The sequence below is a fragment of the Psychrobacter sp. AOP7-A1-24 genome, assembly GCF_052376235.1.
In the GTDB taxonomy this organism is placed as follows: domain Bacteria; phylum Pseudomonadota; class Gammaproteobacteria; order Pseudomonadales; family Moraxellaceae; genus Psychrobacter.
Genome location: NZ_JBQSVM010000008.1, coordinates 1 through 18456, shown reverse-complemented (window position 1 = coordinate 18456; position 18456 = coordinate 1). Strand labels below are relative to the sequence as shown.

The 18456-nt window shown below is 41.1% G+C and carries 18 protein-coding genes; 16 read left to right on the top strand and 2 right to left on the bottom strand.

The window, feature by feature from the left end; translation table 11 throughout:
- The first annotated feature begins 68 nt into the window (after positions 1-68).
- The 14 genes from hemE (at position 69) to ACT3QQ_RS04330 (ending at position 15419) form a co-directional block, all read left to right on the top strand.
- Positions 69-1205, top strand: a complete 1137-nt coding sequence (gene hemE / locus ACT3QQ_RS04395) for a uroporphyrinogen decarboxylase (RefSeq protein ID WP_444527077.1) — start codon at positions 69-71, stop codon at positions 1203-1205.
- Between the two features lie 109 nt (positions 1206-1314).
- Positions 1315-2382 (top strand): N-acetyl-gamma-glutamyl-phosphate reductase, encoded by a 1068-nt coding sequence (gene argC, locus ACT3QQ_RS04390; protein ID WP_444527076.1) that lies wholly within the window; start codon positions 1315-1317, stop codon positions 2380-2382.
- Positions 2383-2485: 103 nt separating this feature from the next.
- Positions 2486-3352, top strand: coding sequence for a hypothetical protein (locus ACT3QQ_RS04385; protein WP_444527075.1), 867 nt, complete (start codon positions 2486-2488; stop codon positions 3350-3352).
- Between the two features lie 173 nt (positions 3353-3525).
- Positions 3526-3921, top strand: a complete 396-nt coding sequence (locus tag ACT3QQ_RS04380; RefSeq protein WP_444527074.1) for an ATP-dependent Clp protease adaptor ClpS — start codon at positions 3526-3528, stop codon at positions 3919-3921.
- A 637-nt stretch (positions 3922-4558) separates the two neighbouring features.
- Entirely contained in the window at positions 4559-7093 is a 2535-nt protein-coding gene (gene clpA, locus ACT3QQ_RS04375; RefSeq protein ID WP_444527073.1) for an ATP-dependent Clp protease ATP-binding subunit ClpA, read from the top strand.
- A gap of 174 nt (positions 7094-7267) precedes the next feature.
- Positions 7268-8005 carry a uracil-DNA glycosylase gene (locus tag ACT3QQ_RS04370; protein ID WP_444527072.1) on the top strand — a complete coding sequence of 246 codons (738 nt, stop codon included), beginning with the start codon at positions 7268-7270 and terminating at the stop codon, positions 8003-8005.
- 18 nt (positions 8006-8023) lie between these two features.
- The gene (tadA, locus tag ACT3QQ_RS04365; protein ID WP_444527071.1) at positions 8024-8557 is read left to right on the top strand and encodes a tRNA adenosine(34) deaminase TadA; all 534 of its coding nucleotides are present in this window, start codon (positions 8024-8026) and stop codon (positions 8555-8557) included.
- 188 nt (positions 8558-8745) lie between these two features.
- Entirely contained in the window at positions 8746-9513 is a 768-nt protein-coding gene (gene cmk / locus ACT3QQ_RS04360) for a (d)CMP kinase (RefSeq protein WP_444527070.1), read from the top strand.
- 307 nt (positions 9514-9820) lie between these two features.
- On the top strand, positions 9821-11509 hold the full coding sequence (gene rpsA, locus ACT3QQ_RS04355; RefSeq protein ID WP_444519478.1) for a 30S ribosomal protein S1: 1689 nt from the start codon (positions 9821-9823) through the stop codon (positions 11507-11509).
- Positions 11510-11832: 323 nt separating this feature from the next.
- Positions 11833-12132, top strand: coding sequence for an integration host factor subunit beta (locus ACT3QQ_RS04350; RefSeq protein WP_444527069.1), 300 nt, complete (start codon positions 11833-11835; stop codon positions 12130-12132).
- Positions 12133-12191: 59 nt separating this feature from the next.
- A complete protein-coding gene (locus ACT3QQ_RS04345) occupies positions 12192-12599 on the top strand; it encodes a lipopolysaccharide assembly protein LapA domain-containing protein (RefSeq protein WP_444519480.1) in 408 nt (135 codons plus the stop codon).
- A 104-nt stretch (positions 12600-12703) separates the two neighbouring features.
- Positions 12704-13402: an orotidine-5'-phosphate decarboxylase gene (pyrF, locus tag ACT3QQ_RS04340; RefSeq protein ID WP_444527068.1), complete on the top strand. Its 699-nt coding sequence runs from the start codon at positions 12704-12706 to the stop codon at positions 13400-13402.
- Positions 13403-13626: 224 nt separating this feature from the next.
- On the top strand, positions 13627-14424 hold the full coding sequence (locus tag ACT3QQ_RS04335) for a metallophosphoesterase (protein WP_444527067.1): 798 nt from the start codon (positions 13627-13629) through the stop codon (positions 14422-14424).
- A gap of 158 nt (positions 14425-14582) precedes the next feature.
- Positions 14583-15419: a histidine phosphatase family protein gene (locus ACT3QQ_RS04330; RefSeq protein WP_444522305.1), complete on the top strand. Its 837-nt coding sequence runs from the start codon at positions 14583-14585 to the stop codon at positions 15417-15419.
- 154 nt (positions 15420-15573) lie between these two features.
- On the opposite strand, the gene rpsT is transcribed toward ACT3QQ_RS04330, so the two are convergent.
- Complete coding sequence (gene rpsT, locus ACT3QQ_RS04325) at positions 15574-15840, bottom strand: 30S ribosomal protein S20 (RefSeq protein WP_296134742.1); 267 nt, start codon at positions 15838-15840, stop codon at positions 15574-15576.
- Between the two features lie 464 nt (positions 15841-16304).
- On the opposite strand from rpsT, the gene ACT3QQ_RS04320 reads away from it, so the two are divergent.
- Entirely contained in the window at positions 16305-17006 is a 702-nt protein-coding gene (locus tag ACT3QQ_RS04320) for an NAD-dependent epimerase/dehydratase family protein (protein WP_444519484.1), read from the top strand.
- 173 nt (positions 17007-17179) lie between these two features.
- Positions 17180-17716 carry a ribonuclease E activity regulator RraA gene (gene rraA, locus ACT3QQ_RS04315; protein WP_444527066.1) on the top strand — a complete coding sequence of 179 codons (537 nt, stop codon included), beginning with the start codon at positions 17180-17182 and terminating at the stop codon, positions 17714-17716.
- Positions 17717-17834: 118 nt separating this feature from the next.
- Here rraA and ACT3QQ_RS04310 read toward each other — a convergent pair.
- Positions 17835-18456, bottom strand: a 622-nt coding sequence (locus ACT3QQ_RS04310) for a BCCT family transporter (protein ID WP_444527065.1), incomplete at its 5' end; no start/stop codon positions are given.

Sequence of the window (18456 nt, the reverse complement as noted above, 5' to 3'; positions counted from 1 at the left end):
CCATTCATTTTATTCAGCACGACATCCATCTATAAATGTGGATATTGTGCTGTTTTGGAGATTTGCACATGAGTGCTTCAGACGGTAGTAACTCGGTTCAGCAACAGTTTGCACCTTTAAAAAACGATAGATTGCTACGTGCATTGCGTTTTGAGCCTATTGATACCACACCAGTATGGATGATGCGCCAAGCCGGTCGTTATTTGCCAGAGTATAAGGCAACTCGCGCTGAAGCAGGTGATTTCATGAGTCTGTGTAAAGATACAGACCGCGCGACTGAAGTGACTCTACAGCCATTGCGTCGTTATGATTTAGATGCTGCTATTCTATTTAGTGATATTCTAACTATCCCTGATGCGATGGGACTGGGACTATACTTCGAAACAGGAGAAGGCCCTAAATTCAAATATCCTATTCGTGAGCAGGCGGATCTTGATAGATTGCCAGTACTTGAGCCAAATGACTCTTTAGACTATGTGATGCGAGCCGTCACCAGTATCCGTAAAGCATTGAATGGTCAAGTTCCATTATTTGGTTTTTCTGGTAGTCCGTGGACATTGGCTACTTATATGATAGAAGGCGGTAGCTCAAAGGATTACCGTTATACTAAAGGCTTCTTGTATAGTAACCCTGACTTTTTACACCAGTTACTAGATAAGCTGGCAGCATCTGTCATTGACTATTTAGATGCCCAAATCGTAGCGGGCGCTCAAATCGTTCAGATATTTGATAGTTGGGGCGGGGCACTAGGTCATCGTCAGTTTATCGATTTTTCACACAATTATAATAAACGTATCGTCGCCGAACTAAAGGAACGTCATCCACAAGTACCTGTCGTGTTATTTACTAAAGGCGGTGGGTTGTGGCTTGATATTCAGGCTGATAGTGAAGCGGACGTATTAGGTCTAGACTGGACGATGTCGATTGATCGTGCGCGTCAAGTATTGACCGAGAGTCAGCGTCAATTGACCAAAAAGCATAAAAGACTGCAAAGCAGCAAGGCTCTCCAAGGCAATTTAGATCCAGCGACGTTGTATGGCTCACCTGCAACTATTCGTTCTGAAGTGAATGCTATGCTTGATCGTGCTTATGCTGATGGTGAAAAGACTGGTTACATAGCAAACCTAGGTCATGGTATTACTCAGTGGGTTAACCCTGATAATGCCAAAGTGTTTGTGGACGCAGTACACGATTATAAAATTTAAAAGTTAGGATATTTAGAGGTTGATTCTATATTTGTAGAGTTGCATGCATTATAAGCAAATATAGAATCAATCAGTGCATATTTAGTATTTACCATGAAAAAGGTGTCTTATGATTTCAGCAGCGATCGTCGGTGGTACAGGCTATACAGGTATTGAGCTTATTCGCTTATTATCTTCTCATCCTGAAGTTTCTATTGATTTATTAACTTCTCGTAGCGAAGCTGGCACTCGTGCTGATGAAATCTTCCCAAGCTTGCGCGGTGTGTCTGACATCGTTTTCAGCGACTTAGGTGATAATACCCTTACTGCACTACAAAAATGCGATGTCGTGTTTTTTGCGACTCCACATGGTGTAGCGATGAAGCAAGCTGAGGCGCTTACTCAAGCTGGCGTCAAGGTTGTCGATTTGGCTGCTGATTTTCGTTTGCAATCACTGACTGACTTTGAGCACTGGTACAAGCAGTCGCATGCCTGTCCTGAGTTGTTAAAAACAGCAGTTTATGGACTACCAGAAGTTAATCGTAATAAGCTCGCTGATGCTTTACTAGTGGGTAATCCTGGATGTTATCCAACGACTGCAATTTTGGGTCTAAAACCGATTATCGAAGCGCAGAATAAGCAAGAAAAGCGTTTGATTGAGTCTCGTATCGTTATTGATGCGAAATCTGGCGTATCTGGTGCTGGTCGTCAAGCATCGCTTGCACTCAATTATGCTGAGTCAACAGACAGCTTTAAAGCTTATAGCGTTGAAGGTCATCGTCATTTACCTGAGATTGAGCAGGGTATTGCACAGTTATTAGATAGCCAGTTCGCGCACCGTGTTCGTTTTTTACCACATCTAGTACCGATGATTCGTGGCATGCTAAGCTCTATCCATATGGAGTTGACTGATGCAGGCGCGGCTATCGATTGGCAGCAAGCGTTTGAAAGTAACTACGCATCAGAGTTGTTTGTTGATGTCATGCCGAAAGGTCTTTACCCAGATACGCGCAGTGTTCGCGCCAGTAATCGTTTACGCATTGCGGTACATCAGGATAACGAGCGCGCTGAGCTAACAGTTATCGTTGTTCAAGATAACTTAGTCAAAGGTGCTGCTGGTCAGGCTGTACAAAACATGAACGTGATGTTCGGTTTTGATGAGTCACTGGGATTGAACTTTGCACCGATTGTTCCTTAATATCAATTACTTCATATTCCAATCATTCACATTTACGGTGCTAGGTATTGATTATAAATTCGGCTATAATGATTTGCCCTTACTCTTAAGAGATACCGTCTAAATGCGTGTTCAGTTCGTACTACGCTTTTGCTCACAGCCAGCCCGTCTATCGTGTAAAGACTCGGTTATACATAGCTTGAAGCGCAAACAGCATTCCTTTGGAAACCATAGCGCTTCTATAAGTGGTGTTAATAGTTCACAACGTGGGGCTTCTACATTGGTGTTGGTGCTATTTGTAGTGGCAATACTAGTGACAGCAGTGGTTGGTCTGGTATTCGGTCACAAGCTTGGCTATCAACGTGGTCTTCATTTAATGGAAACAGAAGCTAAGCAAGCAGTTATTGATAGCACTAAAGCGACACAAGCACTAGAAGACTTACGCCTTAGCAACAAGATAGCCACCAACCAAGCGGCAACTGCTAAACAGGAACTGGCTATTAGTTTGGCTAATTTAAAAGATTTACGTGACAGCCAACAAGAACTAGCGATAGAAAATAAACAAGTGTCACAGCTCAATGAGTTATATTCGGATGTCATTCGTAAGAAAGGTGGCATGCCTCTACAAGTATTAGGGGCCAAGATTTCGCCACTACCCGAAAATGCTTTCGAGTATGGTTTTGATATTGGGATGCTTAGTCGCGATGGTCAAGCGAAGCTCTTGACGCCTGTCTTGACGCTGCTTAATAATGACGATTTTGTAGAAGTGCCGCTTGACCCTACCTATCATATGATCGAAGGTATTGTTCGGATACGTGGTCGCTTTGTAATGCCATCGGGGTTTAGAGCGTTGCAAGCAAAACTGACCTTGCAAGCTGGTGGTCAACAGGTAGAGCAACTGTACGACTGGAAGCTCGGTGATAATGTGGATAACATGCTACCATCGCTCCTAGATTTACCGGAAATTGATGAAAGTCCTATCGTACCTTAATTACCTCATGTCTTAACAACATACTCAGTGACGATAGTGGATAGTATGGTTGAAATCGAAGCTCAATAGCTCTAATTAGTGGTTGTGTTTTATACCATGCCTTATCGCCTGCCTTAATAACCTCTTCTATCTTAAACTTACCTTATAATTATATTTTGATTATGATGAAAAAAATGATATCACAAGCCATGCCAACGGTTGCCGATTGGCACTTTCCCAATATGCCTGCTCATCGTGCACAAGACGGTGATACCGATGGTGAAACGTCACCGCAAGCAGATGTATTGGTTGCAGAGCCTGAAATAGCCAAACCGCCCATGTATGCGGTCGTTATGTACAATGATAACTACACGCCGATGGAGTTCGTTGTATACATACTGCAGTCAGAATTTCGTCATAGTATGGATTCTGCGGTCGAGATTATGTTGACTATTCATAATAGCAGTAAAGGTATTGCTGGTATTTATCCCAAAGATATCGCCGAAACCAAAGCCAAAAAAGTAAATAGTCTGGCACACCGTGAAGGTTATCCATTACTGACCCAAATTGAACCACATCAAGGCGAGTAGAGCCAGTTATTAACTTTTATATCGGTATGTCGCTCTATCAAAAATTTACCTGCTATTTTTCACCTCTAAGTAATTCATATCAAAGCTCGCTTTTACAGTGAGCTTTTTCAACTTTTTAGTCATTCTCCTTGTATGCAAGTAGTGTCTCTCAAAAATGGATTTATTATCCATAGAATATTGATTTTTGTAGCAAATAACTCTATCTATTAAAGAGTTCTGTTTAATAGTTTTAGACTAAGCACCGTAGTCAAAGCTGCTAAAACCACGTCATTACTAGATTCTCAAATATCAATATCTCTTTTTATCTAATCAGTTTTTCACTATTTAATATCCGTTGTTAGAGTTGTCGCTACTAGCTCGTAGCACGCTTTGATACATTTTAGTCTGTGTTAATAGATTGACTCCGCCGAAGTATCGTGTTGATATAAAGAAAAGCGGCCATGGATAGTGATGATTACTGTTGGCTGATAGCGAGATTATAGTATTTGATAAACAGTCTACCGCTCACCTCATTTATTCATGACTTCTAATAATACGAACATAGCCCTTGAACAATTCATCTACCGCCCTGATTTACTTACTAACTCATTCATAAAACTATCAATTATAAAGATAGATATAACCGTAGGAAGTTGTTATGTTAAGTCGTCATCTTGAAGTTTCTCTACGTTTAGCAATGACGCTTGCGCGCCAAAAATCGCATGAGTATCTCACTGTTGAACACTTACTTTTGGCCTTATTAGAAAACACCCATGCTGCCAATACGTTGACTGCTTGTAATGCTAATGTCTCGGCGTTGCGTACTGAGCTTGAGGTTTATATTAATAAACACACGCCAACTATCGATGCTGATACAGAACAGTCTCCGCAGCCAACTCAGAGCTTTGATCGTATTTTGCAACGTGCTATTTTTCACGTGCAGTCGATCGGTGGTGGTCGTTTGGTTGAAGGGTCTGATATTTTAGTTTCTATGTTTTCAGAGCATGATACTTATGCTGTCTACCTGCTCAAAAAACAAGGTATCAGTCGCCTTGAGCTAACTCAGTATTTATCACATGGTCAAGATAAAGAAGAACCATCTGAATCACGCGGTTCAGCAGGCACTGAGCGCCGTAGTGCCTCTGAAAAGACCAGTAAAGATCCCTTAGTTGAATTTGCGACCAATTTAAATCAGCGAGCCGCTGAAGGTAAAACGGATCCTTTGATTGGACGTGCCTCTGAGATTGAGCGTGCTGCCCAAGTATTATGCCGTCGCCGTAAAAACAACCCATTGCTAGTCGGTGAGCCTGGTGTAGGTAAAACTTCTATCGCAGAAGGTTTAGCATGGTTAATTATTAATGACAAAGCACCAAAGCCACTTAACGGCTGCGTGATTTATAGCCTTGATATCGGCTCATTGATTGCAGGTACTAAATATCGCGGCGACTTTGAAAAGCGCATGAAGTCACTGCTTGATGCGCTAAAGAAAAAACCAAATGCAATCTTGTTTATTGATGAGATTCATATGATTATTGGTGCTGGTTCATCTATGAGCAGTAATATGGATGTATCGAACCTTATCAAGCCAGCGCTTGCCAATGGTGAGCTGCGTTGTATTGGCTCAACAACCTTTACTGAGTATCGTCAAGTATTTGAAAAAGATCATGCATTGTCACGTCGTTTTCAGAAAATTGATGTCAAAGAACCCAGTGTGGATGACACCATCGATATCTTACGTGGTCTAAAACCTCGTTATGAAGAGTTTCATAATGTTGAGTATACGGACGAAGCGTTAGTGACGGCCGTACAGTTATCAGCCAAACATATTCATGAGCGTTTCTTGCCTGACAAAGCTATTGACGTAATTGACGAAGCAGGTGCGTATAAGCGTTTAGGCGTGGTGCCTGATGTCGATGATATCGAAGCTGAAGAAAGCTTTATCACTGATTTAGAGCAAGATTTTGATGCACAAATTGATACTGATGAAGAAGATATCGATGCAGATAACGAAATGCAGGATGAAGTCGCAGCTGCAAAAGCAAACGATGGTAATGAGTCAGCAGAGAATGTGAACGTATCAAAAAGTCAAAAACCACCAATGAAAATTGATGTTGCTGATATTGAAGCTATCATTGCTAAGTTAGCACGTATTCCACCCAAATCTGTATCAAGTGATGATAAGAGTATCCTTGAGCATTTAGATCGAGATCTTAAACACTTGGTGTTTGGTCAAGATGAGGCGATTGGCACGCTAGCTGATGCTATTAAGTTATCACGTGCAGGATTGAAAGCACCTGATAAGCCAATTGGTTCATTTATGTTTGCAGGTCCAACTGGTGTGGGTAAAACAGAAGTGTCACGTCAATTAGCCAATTTATTAGGCGTAGAGTTAGTACGTTTTGATATGTCAGAGTATATGGAAGCGCATACGGCATCACGTTTGATTGGCGCGCCTCCTGGCTATGTTGGCTACGATCAAGGTGGCTTACTCACCGAAAAAATCAATCAGCATCCACACTGTGTGTTGTTGCTTGATGAGATCGAAAAGGCGCATCCAGATGTATTCAACCTGTTACTACAAGTAATGGATCATGGTACGTTGACTGACAATAATGGTCGTGTGGCAATCTTTAAGCAGGTCATCGTTATTATGACAACGAACGTCGGTGCTGATAGCATCAGTCGCTCGTCAATGGGCTTTACCCAACAAGACCATAGCCGTGATAATACAGAGTCGCTCAAACGTGTCTTTACGCCAGAGTTCCGTAATCGCTTAGACGCTATTATCCAGTTCAATCCTCTAGATACGTCAGTTGTTGTATCGGTTGTTGATAAGTTCTTGGTTGAATTACAAGTACAGCTTGATGATAAGCAGGTGACATTAGAGATTGATGATGATGTACGTGATTACTTGGCGGATAAAGGCTATGACCGTCTAATGGGTGCACGTCCGATGCAGCGTCTGATTCAGGATGAAATCAAAAAACCACTGGCAAGTATGATTTTGTTTGGGGATTTGGTCAATGGCGGTGTGGTGCATCTGACCTTAGAGCCTAAAGCCGATAACTCTCAAGAGAGTGATACGATGAAGCTTGATAAGGTCTCAGACAAAGGCTCAGCTGATAGCCGTATTGTACTGACAGTCGTTGAAACTCATGAACCACGTCCTGATTCTGAGTCTCTAGCCAGCTGAGATTTTTAATGTTGATATTATAAGAACGGTTACCGTATTACTGCGGTAGCCGTTTTTTTTGTTGCTATAATTCACTAACAAAGCGCACACCGTTTTTTGTTAGTATAACTATCTACATTAAGCTAGCTTTCTATTGAACTTATAACAAGATAACAAGTATAAAAAGGACGCACTATGGAATTGTTCGATGAACCGACAACTAAGACACTAGAGCAAAAACAAGCGATTTTAGATAATGTTCGTTTACCAGAAGATTGGAAAACGGCACTGGCAGATGAATTAACGTCTGAAAATATGGATAACCTACGCGCATTTTTAAAAGAGGCCTACCAGTCGGAAGATAGTATCTATCCGCCTGCACCATTGATGTTCAATGCACTTAACCTTACGCCGTTATCACAAGTGAAAGTGGTAATCTTGGGGCAGGATCCTTATCATCGTCCAGGTCAGGCTATGGGGTTATCATTTTCTGTTCCTAAAGTCATTCCAAAACCACCATCGTTGAATAACTTGCTTAAAGAGATGGCAGATGATATTGGTATTCGTCCCTCATCGCATGGTGATTTGACATACTGGGCGCAGCAAGGTGTTCTACTGCTTAATAGCTCACTGACTGTACGAGAAGGCGAGCCAAACAGTCATCAGAATAAAGGTTGGGAGCAGTTTACGGATGCTGTCATTGATGCAGTTAATGAACAGACAAAGCATACTGTATTTATTTTGTGGGGCAGTAAGGCCCAAAAGAAAGGCAAGTATATTGATACGGATAAACATTTGATTCTGACAGCGGTACATCCTTCACCACTTGCGGCAAACCGCGGCGGGTTCTTTGGCACTAAACCCTTTTCTAAAACGAATGATTACTTAGTGCAATATGGCCAAACGCCAATTGACTGGCAACTACCACAATAAATGCAAAATACACAGCGCATGAAATTAATATCGTCTCTGTCTTCAAATATTCAAACCAGCACCTTTTGGTCAGTTGAAGATGTTAAATGGATGCAACAAGCTATTGAACTTGCCAAACAGGGTGCTGATCGAGGAGAGGTGCCAGTAGGCGCTATACTGGTACATGATAATCAAATTATCGGCCAAGGATTTAATCAACCAATCAGTAGCCATGATGCTACTGCTCATGCTGAGATAGTTGCCTTGAGAGACGCCTGTACACGTTTGCAAAATTATCGTTTGCCGCTACAGACTGCTTTGTATGTCACTCTAGAGCCTTGTACGATGTGTATCGGCGCATTAATCCATGCGCGTGTAAGCAAGTTAGTATATGCAGCAAGTGAACCACGTGCTGGGATGGTTGGTAGTCAAATGGACTTGTCGTTACAACCGTTTTATAACCATAGCATCCAAGCTTATAAAGGGTTATGCAGCGAGTATAGTAGCCAAATATTAAAGATGTTTTTTCGTGAGCGTAGGCAGGCCGCAAAAAAGAATAAAGCCAGTATGTAAACTAAAAAGATTAATAACAAGATATCCGTCTTGGTGCTAGTGGTTACGATGATTTTTTGCTATAATATCGCCCTATTTAATAGCACCCATCTCAATGGGTTATTAAAGAATGACCATTCGAATAAGTACTGTCTTATTAATAACATATGATAAGCGATATTAATAACGCATATTATTGAGTAAGTATTATGACTAGTTTTACATCTGATAATGTTTTACTCAATAGAGATGATAGCCATACTTCATCAGTGCGTTATCCTGTTATTTGTATCGACGGTCCTAGTGGCGCTGGTAAAGGTACGGTTACATGGCGTCTAGCACAAATGCTGGGCTATCAATTGTTAGACTCTGGCGCGCTTTATAGAATCGTTGGTCTAAAAGCATTTGAAGCGGGTTTAATCAACGCAGATGCTAGCCAATCGATCGACGAAGAGGCCGTACTGGCCTTGACTGAAAGCTTAGAGATAGCATTTGTACCAAACAATGATTCAGGACGTATAGATATCATTGTGAATGGACAAGCGGTAGGTGAGCAAGTACGCAATGAAACAGTCGGTGGCTACGCATCACAGATAGCAATCTTTCCACAGGTGCGCCAAGCATTGCTCAAGTTACAACAAGATATGGCTACTCGTTCAGGCTTGGTGGCTGATGGTCGTGATATGGGGACAGTCGTTTTTCCAGATGCTGATGTTAAAGTGTTTTTGACGGCTAGTGCTGAAGCGCGTGCAGAGCGCCGTGTGGCACAGTTATTGAATGCTGGTCAGACAGCAGATTTTGAGGCGATTTTAGCGACGATAAAAGCGCGTGATGACCGTGATGAAAATCGAAGTACAGCGCCATCGAAGCCTGCGGCAGATGCATTATTACTAGATAGTTCAGCGCTCAATGCTGATGCAGTATATGAGCAGGTCAAAAAGCACTGCCAAGATAAAGGTATCTTTTTTAATAGTTAATAATTTAATAGCTAGTAAAAACAACATATTAAGTACTAAAAACTTTCCTGCTAATCATGTTTTTAGTATAAAATAACACGGTTGAGTTAAATATTATCTAAGTAGCAATAAAAACTTAGCTTATTTGAAATATGGCATTCGATACAAGACAGTTGTTGTTAGTCAGTTTTAGCTATGATGAGCTCGCTATCAACAAACGTTTTTTTATATGATTGTATGGGATATAAAACCAGTATTTCGTTCTATACAATCATAAATTTGATCCGTACTGTGCTGGACAGGATACGGCTATACAAAGGTAGACATAATGGAATCATTTGCTGAACTATTTGAAGCGAGCATTGAAGAGCAGGGCCTAGATATCGAGCGTGGCTCGGTTATTACAGGTGCTGTTGTGGCCATCGATAGCGATTGGATCACAGTAGATACTGGTCTTAAATCTGAAGGTATCGTCGCTCGTGAAGAGTTTTTAAGCGAAGAAGGCGAACTTGAAGTTGAAGTTGGCGATAGCGTTGATGTCGTAGTTGAAGCGGTTGATAACGGCATGGGTCAAACCTTGCTGTCACGTGAGAAAGCTAAACGTGTTGAAACTTGGAACTTCCTTGAAAAAATCGCTGATAACGATGAAATCGTTAAAGGTATTATTTCAAGTAAAGTTAAAGGCGGTTTCACTGTAGATATCGGTTCAGTACGCGCGTTCTTACCAGGTTCATTGGTAGATGTACGTCCTATCCGTGATACAACGCATCTTGAAGGCAAAGAGCTAGAATTCAAAGTCATCAAACTTGACCAAAAGCGCAACAACGTTGTTGTTAGCCGTCGCGCAGTTATGGAAGCTGAAAACTCAGCTGAGCGCGAAGAGCTATTGAACAAGCTTGAAGAAGGCATCGAGATCGAAGGTATCGTTAAGAACCTTACTGATTACGGCGCGTTTGTTGATCTAGGTGGTATCGATGGTCTATTGCACATCACTGACATGGCATGGCGCCGTATCAAGCACCCATCTGAAGTTGTTGAAGTTGGCCAAGACCTAAAAGTTAAAGTATTGAAGTTTGACCGTGAACGCAACCGCGTTAGCCTAGGTCTAAAACAACTTGGTACTGATCCTTGGGATAACGTTGGCGGCACTTACCCAGTAGGTAGTGTTGTAAAAGCTCGCGTAACCAACTTGACTGACTATGGTTGTTTCGCTGAGATTTCTGAAGGTATTGAAGGTCTAGTACACGTATCAGAAATGGATCATACCAACAAAAACATCCACCCATCTAAAGTTGTTCAAGTGGGCGATGAAGTTGAAGTAATGATTCTTGATATCGATGAAGAACGTCGTCGTATCAGCCTAGGTATCAAGCAAACTCTAGCTAACCCATGGGACGAGTTTGATAAGAAACATGAGCGCGGTGACAAAATCACTGGTACTATCAAATCAATCACTGACTTCGGTATCTTTATCGGTCTAGACGGTGGTATTGATGGTCTTGTTCATCTATCTGATATCTCTTGGAACGAAACTGGCGAAGATGCTATCCGTAACTACAACAAAGGCGACACCGTTGAAGCAATGGTACTGTCTGTAGATGCAGAAGCTAACCGTATCAGCCTAGGCGTTAAGCAGTTGAGCTCTGATCCATTCAACGAATACCTAGTTAGCAATGACCGTGGTGCTATCGTTAATGGTAAAGTAAAAGAAGTAGACGCTAAAGGCGCTACCATTGAACTTGCTGACGAAGTTGAAGCTTACCTACGCGCTTCTGAAATCCAACGTGACCGCGTTGAAGATGCTACTAAGCATCTGACTGTTGGTGATGACGTTGAAGCGAAAATCATCAGTGTTGATCGTAAAACACGCAATATCAACTTGTCTATCAAAGCGAAAGACGAAGCTGAAGAGCGTCAAGCAATCAAAGAACTAAGCAGCACAAGTACTACTGCCGCTACTGGTTCTGATGCACAGCCAAAAACTATTGGTGATTTGATCAAAGAGCAAATGCAGTAAGCTGCAAACTATTGATATAAAAGTAATAAAAAAAAGCGACTTCGGTCGCTTTTTTTTATGGTTATATTTTATCAACACAGTTAGTAATAGAGGTTTTTAGCCAAATGGGCAAACTCTTATTCCCATTTACGCTAATATCCGCTATCATTTGCACCATTGAGTAACGAGATGATAGTTATAAGCTTTTTATAGTTACGATGTAATTTTGAAGATTGGTTTTTAAAAACTCAGTCTTTATAATTTAATTATCCATACGTATTTTCGTACTATCGAGCATTGACTTATCATCAGCTTATCCATCAATCAACAAGGCAAGCGTAATAATGCAGCAAGCGATTAACAAATCCGAATTTATTAGTAATTTGAGTGCAAACTGTGACAACATGGCAGATACCGTGGTTGATGACGCAGTGCGTGAAATCTTAAATTTGATGACTCATACTTTAGCCAATGATGGCCGAGTCGAAGTTCGTGGATTCGGTAGTTTTTGTCTACATCATCGTCGTGCCCGTATGGGACGCAATCCTAAAACAGGCGAAAGTGTACCTGTACCAGCTAAAGCGATTCCACACTTTAAACCAGGCAAAGCTTTACGCGAAGCAGTAAATGATACGGTAAGTTAAACTAATACTGATTATCGAGCTGTTCAATATTTATCATTCCAAACTGAGGTAACTGTCTCATGCGCTTTCTATTATTTGTATTGCTGTTTTTGAGCTTTGCCTATTCGCTTGGTTTGGTATTGGCAAATAATACTGAGGTCGGAGTCAATCTGTTGTTTTCGCAAGCACCTACGATGAATCTAGGGTTGCTACTGATCTTGTGTTTAATACTTGGCATCATTATTGGCATATTGCTTGCACTTCTTATGTTCCGTGTATTGCAAAATAAGTGGGAAATTTCACGTTTGCAAAAAGCAAATACAAACCTACAAGAGCAATTGACTCAAGCCAATACAGTCATAGATCGTCAAGCAAGCGCGCCAACAGTAGATGAAGCTGTTTATGGTACTTCTGCTACCAATGTGCAAAATACTGACGCGACTAGCCTAACTGAAGGCTCTACTCTGACTAAACGTAGACGAGATTAGGTCATTAGGTAATCTTTTAGGTGATCTGCTAAACGATAATTCAATGACCTTGTTGTTGACCTCAAATAAGATACTTTGATAACTTCAAAATATATGGTAAACCCATGAATAATGTAATTAACTCTCCAGTTGTCGTCGCTTTAGACAATATGACGGTAGAGGCGTCTTTAGCGCTGGCTGGCCAGCTAGATCCATCTCAATGTCGATTGAAAGTCGGTAAAGAGCTGTTTACGCGTTGTGGCCCTGATATCATCAAGGCACTGCATCAACGTGATTTTGAAGTGTTTCTAGACTTAAAATTTCATGATATTCCGAATACCACTGCTCAAGCCGTATTGGCCGCCGCAGAGCTTGGTGTATGGATGGTGAATGTTCATGCTAGCGCAGGTCTAGAAGCTATGTCGTTGGCAAAACAGCGCTTACTAGATAGAAATCTTGATACATTACTCATCGCAGTTACCGTATTAACCTCTATGGATAGCGAAGCGTTAATGCAAACAGGTATCATTGATAGCTTAGATGCCCAAGTGAGCCGACTGGCACAATTGACTAAGCAAGCTGGTCTAGATGGGGTGGTATGCTCGGCTCAAGAAGCAAAGACACTTAAATCATTATGTGGTCAGGACTTTAAACTGGTGACGCCTGGTATACGCCTAGCTGAAGACAGTGCGGATGATCAAAAACGTATCTGTACACCAAGTCAGGCGTTAACGGACGGTTCTGATTATTTGGTTATTGGACGTTCGATAACTCAAGCTGCAGACCCTGCTGCTAAACTACAGAAAATACTCCAGAGTATTTAATTTTGAGTAGATACTAAGTAAAAGGACAGCCTAAATGGCTGTCTTTTTACTTTTTGATGGTATATAAAAAACTGCTACACTACTTAAATTTATTCTTATAACTTTTCTAAAATATAATAACTATATTAAAAACGTTCATTTAGATAAATAGCAGTACTACTATTATGAGCGTTTATCGCTAATTAATTTTTTAATAATAACACTACTAAATGATGTTGGATAATATGAAATTACAGATATTGAGTGACTTACATATTGATAGTTATGCACGTCAGTCGCACCCCGTTGGACATATTCCTAAAACTGATGCAGATTTAGTACTGGTAGCAGGGGATACTGCTAATAGCGACAAAGGTATGCCATGGTTGCAAGAACAAGCAGCACGCTTAGAAGTCCCCCTGATTACTATCGCTGGTAATCATGAATACTTTGATGAAGACGTATTGAGCTTTGACAATAAACTGGCAACCTGGGATAACTATGATACTGCGTCCGAAAAGGGAGTTCGCGTATTACAATGTCAGCATATCGATATTGGTGATATACGCATATTAGGCTGTACGCTTTGGACAGATTATCAGTATCATGCCAATGAAGACACAATGGCAGCTGCTCGTCATTTTATGCGTGACTATAAGCAAATCTATGCAGGCGCCGAACTGTTTTCGCCTGAAGTATCTATGCAGATTCATGCCAAGCATCGTCGGTGGCTACAGCAAGCGTTAATTGAATCTCATAAATTAGGTAAGAAAACAGTAGTTATGAGTCATCATAGCGTCAGTGCGTTATCGGTGTCTGAAAAGTATGCTGATTTACCAAGTAATGCTGCTTTCGTCAGTGATTTATCAGGATGGATGCATGAAGATTGGGCACCGGTGCTTTGGGTACATGGACATACTCATGAAGCATTTGATTATAAAGTCGGTAATACGCGAGTGATTGTCAATCCACGAGCCTATCCTAATGAGGTCAGTAGTACGGCACTAGAGTTTGCTTGGGACAAAGTGATTGATATCGGCTAGAACCGTATTAAGTATCTGATAAACCTTTACTTACGCTAGACATAGACTCTTTTGAATAAAGCGTTTTATTTGAAAGAATGAAGAGGGTATATCAGATATATTGCAACTAGGTTTGTCTGTTGTTCATTCCTGATAAGAAATCTGCTAGGCTTGTTGTCATGAGTAAATATCTGAATAACACCCTGTCAAAAATATCTGCTGACAAGCTTGCCAGTCACATACCAAGCGCGCCTGCACCTTCGCACCTGCCAGATAGTATGATTCCCTCTGTCAGCTTATTGCCTGAAAATAAGCGACTCATTCTATTTACTAGGCACTCTTTACGTGAGCGTTCTGATGGTAATGGTTTTGCCAGCTATCAGTTACCGTTGACGCCTAAAGGCCGCGTATTGGCAAAGTCTTGGGGGCGATGGTTATCCGGTCATTTACCATATTCGCTCGACGTCGATAGTATCTCTAGTCCTATTGGGCGTTGCATCGATACCGCGCAGCTGATGCAAGAGGGAGCTGGTCTAAAGCGTGATATTACACACCAGTCGCTGTTGGTAGAGCCTGGTAGTCTCGTTACTGAGCCTGAAATAGCCAATCCAGTGTTCAAAGAGATTGGTGTCCTAAATTTCATTAATCGTTTTTTGCAAGGTAATCTCGAAGGGACCAAAAACACCTACCAAGGCGGTCTGGATATTCTGTCGCTTTTTTACCAAAATCAGCCGCAAGATGGCCATTTAATGCTTGCTGTAAGTCATGACACGTTGCTATCTGCGTTCTTAGCAGTCATGTTCGATGTGGTAGAGATTGATTGGAATGATTGGCCAAAGATGATGGAAGGTGTGTTTCTATGGTTTGATGATAAGCCCTTTGATCAAGCGAGTGCACATTTCATCTGGCGAGGACAAGTATATACGCGGCCGATTAATTCATTATTAGAGGGTTATCGTGCAGCTGGCTATCACCCTAGCAAATTACTATTGCCACCAGAAGTACAATGGAAGTGATGTCTTATCTAAATATTGAAATGAGTTGATAGGGAGGTTGTTCATTCAATATATTCGAGTAGGCATAAAAAAACCTTGCTCCAGTATTAGAACCAGTAGCAAGGTTTTAGTCATTACGCTATAAAAGCGCAATGGGGTCTAACCAACACAAATCCTAAGCTTGTAGGCCTTTGATTGTTTTGTTTAGGCGGCTCTTACGACGAGCAGCTTTATTCTTATGAATAATACCTTTGTCAGCCATACGATCAAGAACTGGTACCGCTTTTTTGTAAGCTTCGGTAGCCGCGTCATAATCTTTAGCTTCGATAGCCGCATCAACACGTTTTAAGTAAGTACGAACCATAGAGCGTTGTGACGCAGAGTTCTGACGACGTTTGGTGTTTTGACGGGCGCGTTTACGAGCTTGTGCAGTATTAGCCACGCGTATCTCCTTGATAAAGATAGATAAAAATATGAATGTTGATTGCAATAATGGGTTTAACAATCATCGGTGACGAGCAGCCGTCTCGTCAAATATGATGTCGATGTCTAATATTAAAGTATCTAATATGAGTAGATCATCGTAAGCGTCAGAGCTGTTTGGAATAATTAAACAGCGTTGACGTGTAAAGCCGATTATCTTAGCAAATTATTGAACTAAGGACAATATATTTGATGATTAATGCTCAAAGAAGTTACGTAATATCATCGAATTTGAGTCATTCAGGTAACTACATCAATAGTAAGTGCTGATAGATCTAGGTAGTTGATAAAATCTCTTACAATATATCCTATATAATAGCGTCAGTTATTGAGGAATTTAGGTATGATATTCTAACGACAGACCTTGATATAGGTATTTTCTCATCAATATAGTTCATCTAATGTTATATAAGTGGATAGAGTATGCAGCGAAAAGCAATTGTGATTGGCGCAACAGGGTTAGTAGGGCAGCATTTGGTAAAGCAACTGAGTGAGCTTTATGACACATTGATTGTGCTTGCTCGTCGTCCGCCACGCTATATCAACGCCAGCATGCGTTTTTATCAAATTAACGATTTTGATAATCTCTCTGAAGTATTTGCAAGCGTTGGTGCCGATCGAACGACAGATGCTTTTAGTTGTTTAGGTACGACAAAAAAGCAGGCTGGGAGTGATGAGGCTTTTCGCAAGGTAGATCGAGACTATAATGTAAATTTTGCCAAGTTATGTCGCGACAAAGGGGTGGAAAATTTCTTTTTACTATCTTCAATGAATGCGGATATTGATAGCCGTTTTTTGTACAATCGAGTCAAAGCTGAGACAGAGCAAGATATTATGGCATTAGGTTTTGGACAATTGGTCGTCTTTCGTCCATCCTTGTTACTTGGTAAGCACAAAGGTCGTCCACTTGAGAGCATTGGTCAAAAAGCTTTCAAGATTATCTCGCCTCTGGTATCAGAGTCGCTGTCGTTACATCCTATTTCTGCTAAACGTGTTGCTAGTGCGATGGCCATGAGTGCTCATGATATCTATCATCGTAGTAAATACCGTACTGAACCTCAAATTAAGCATACTGATATTATCGAAAATAAGCAGATGCTATCGATGACCCGCGTTAAAAAATAAAGAGACCGTTTTTTCTGGTGACAGATTCATTTTTGAAATTAAGAAACTACAGATATCGGTTTTTAACTATAGCAGAACAAAAGTACGAGAGTAAAAAATAACAACTATTATCTAAGCATTGATAAGTATTGAAATACCAGTCAGTTGAGTCACTAAAACAAGGAGCAGAAGCAATGTCAGAATCAATACAAATGGATAGAGAAAATTTTGTCACTTGTGATTTATTGGATGCCAATCCTGAGTCGCAAGTATGCTTACCAAATATCGAAGGTAAGTCATTCCATCATTTTGGTGCGAAAGACAAATTCTGCGGTGAAATCGTGACGGTCAAGTGCTTCGAAGACAATAGCCGTGTTAAGTCACTGTTGAATAGCAATGGCAAAGACAAAAACGGTAATGGTAAAGTGTTGGTCGTTGATGGTGGTGGCTCTATGCGGTGTGCATTACTAGGCGATATGATTGCACAATCAGCTATCGATAATGGCTGGGCTGGGGTTATTGTATATGGCTGTGTTCGCGATGTTGATGATATGGCAGAAATGAATATTGGTGTGATGGCGCTTGGTTGTATACCGCGTAAATCAACCCGCCGTGATGAAGGTCAAACGGATATTGAAATCAGCTTTGGTGATTTGATGTTGAACTCAGGCATGTTTGTCTATGCAGACAACAATGGTATTATTGCAAGTAATGAACCTTTAACAGCGTAGATTATCATTAGTTTAAATTTAATATAACTATAATCAAGTCTATATTACAAACGACTATAAACATAAAACCCAGTTCTATGACAGAACTGGGTTTTTTAGATCAAAAATCAGCAATTCGTTAGTATTTTTCAAGCTCCGAGAGCATTTGCTCTCGCGCCTTATAAATCCTGCGTAAGCCAAGCCATAAGCTGATACACATTACGATCAATACCGAAGTAAAAGGTAAGCCTGTACTTACCGCACCTGCTTGAATGGTTTTTAGAGCTTGTGCGCCGCCGCCATAAAGAAGCGCAATAGCAATAAGACCTTGAGCAACAGCCCAAAATACACGCTGGTATATGGAAGCTTCAAGCTTACCACCTGCTGTAATCGTATCAACTACCAAAGAGCCTGAGTCCGATGAAGTCACAAAAAATACCATCACTAGAATAATAGCAATTAAAGAGGTAATGGTTCCTAGAGGAAGATTTGCTAGCATCTGAAACAAGGTTAAGGAAGCATCACTAACCCCTCCTGCTAGCTCGCCAACTTGATTGTCATACTGACTCAACCCTGACTGTCCAAACACTGTCATCCAGACGATGGTCACAAGCGTAGGGGCTAACATTACCGAGGTAATAAATTCACGTACCGTACGGCCCTTTGAAATACGAGCAATAAACATACCTACAAATGGCGACCAGCTGATCCACCATGCCCAATAAAATACGGTCCAACCGTGAAAGAAATCACCATCACTG

Bases quoted from the DNA above. Each gene is read 5' to 3' on its own strand.
- hemE (WP_444527077.1), top strand. From the start codon at position 69: ATGAGTGCTTCAGACGGTAGTAACTCGGTTCAGCAACAGTTTGCACCT.
- argC (WP_444527076.1), top strand. From the start codon at position 1,315: ATGATTTCAGCAGCGATCGTCGGTGGTACAGGCTATACAGGTATTGAG.
- ACT3QQ_RS04385 (WP_444527075.1), top strand. From the start codon at position 2,486: ATGCGTGTTCAGTTCGTACTACGCTTTTGCTCACAGCCAGCCCGTCTA.
- ACT3QQ_RS04380 (WP_444527074.1), top strand. From the start codon at position 3,526: ATGATATCACAAGCCATGCCAACGGTTGCCGATTGGCACTTTCCCAAT.
- clpA (WP_444527073.1), top strand. From the start codon at position 4,559: ATGTTAAGTCGTCATCTTGAAGTTTCTCTACGTTTAGCAATGACGCTT.
- ACT3QQ_RS04370 (WP_444527072.1), top strand. From the start codon at position 7,268: ATGGAATTGTTCGATGAACCGACAACTAAGACACTAGAGCAAAAACAA.
- tadA (WP_444527071.1), top strand. From the start codon at position 8,024: ATGAAATTAATATCGTCTCTGTCTTCAAATATTCAAACCAGCACCTTT.
- cmk (WP_444527070.1), top strand. From the start codon at position 8,746: ATGACTAGTTTTACATCTGATAATGTTTTACTCAATAGAGATGATAGC.
- rpsA (WP_444519478.1), top strand. From the start codon at position 9,821: ATGGAATCATTTGCTGAACTATTTGAAGCGAGCATTGAAGAGCAGGGC.
- ACT3QQ_RS04350 (WP_444527069.1), top strand. From the start codon at position 11,833: ATGCAGCAAGCGATTAACAAATCCGAATTTATTAGTAATTTGAGTGCA.
- ACT3QQ_RS04345 (WP_444519480.1), top strand. From the start codon at position 12,192: ATGCGCTTTCTATTATTTGTATTGCTGTTTTTGAGCTTTGCCTATTCG.
- pyrF (WP_444527068.1), top strand. From the start codon at position 12,704: ATGAATAATGTAATTAACTCTCCAGTTGTCGTCGCTTTAGACAATATG.
- ACT3QQ_RS04335 (WP_444527067.1), top strand. From the start codon at position 13,627: ATGAAATTACAGATATTGAGTGACTTACATATTGATAGTTATGCACGT.
- ACT3QQ_RS04330 (WP_444522305.1), top strand. From the start codon at position 14,583: ATGAGTAAATATCTGAATAACACCCTGTCAAAAATATCTGCTGACAAG.
- ACT3QQ_RS04320 (WP_444519484.1), top strand. From the start codon at position 16,305: ATGCAGCGAAAAGCAATTGTGATTGGCGCAACAGGGTTAGTAGGGCAG.
- rraA (WP_444527066.1), top strand. From the start codon at position 17,180: ATGTCAGAATCAATACAAATGGATAGAGAAAATTTTGTCACTTGTGAT.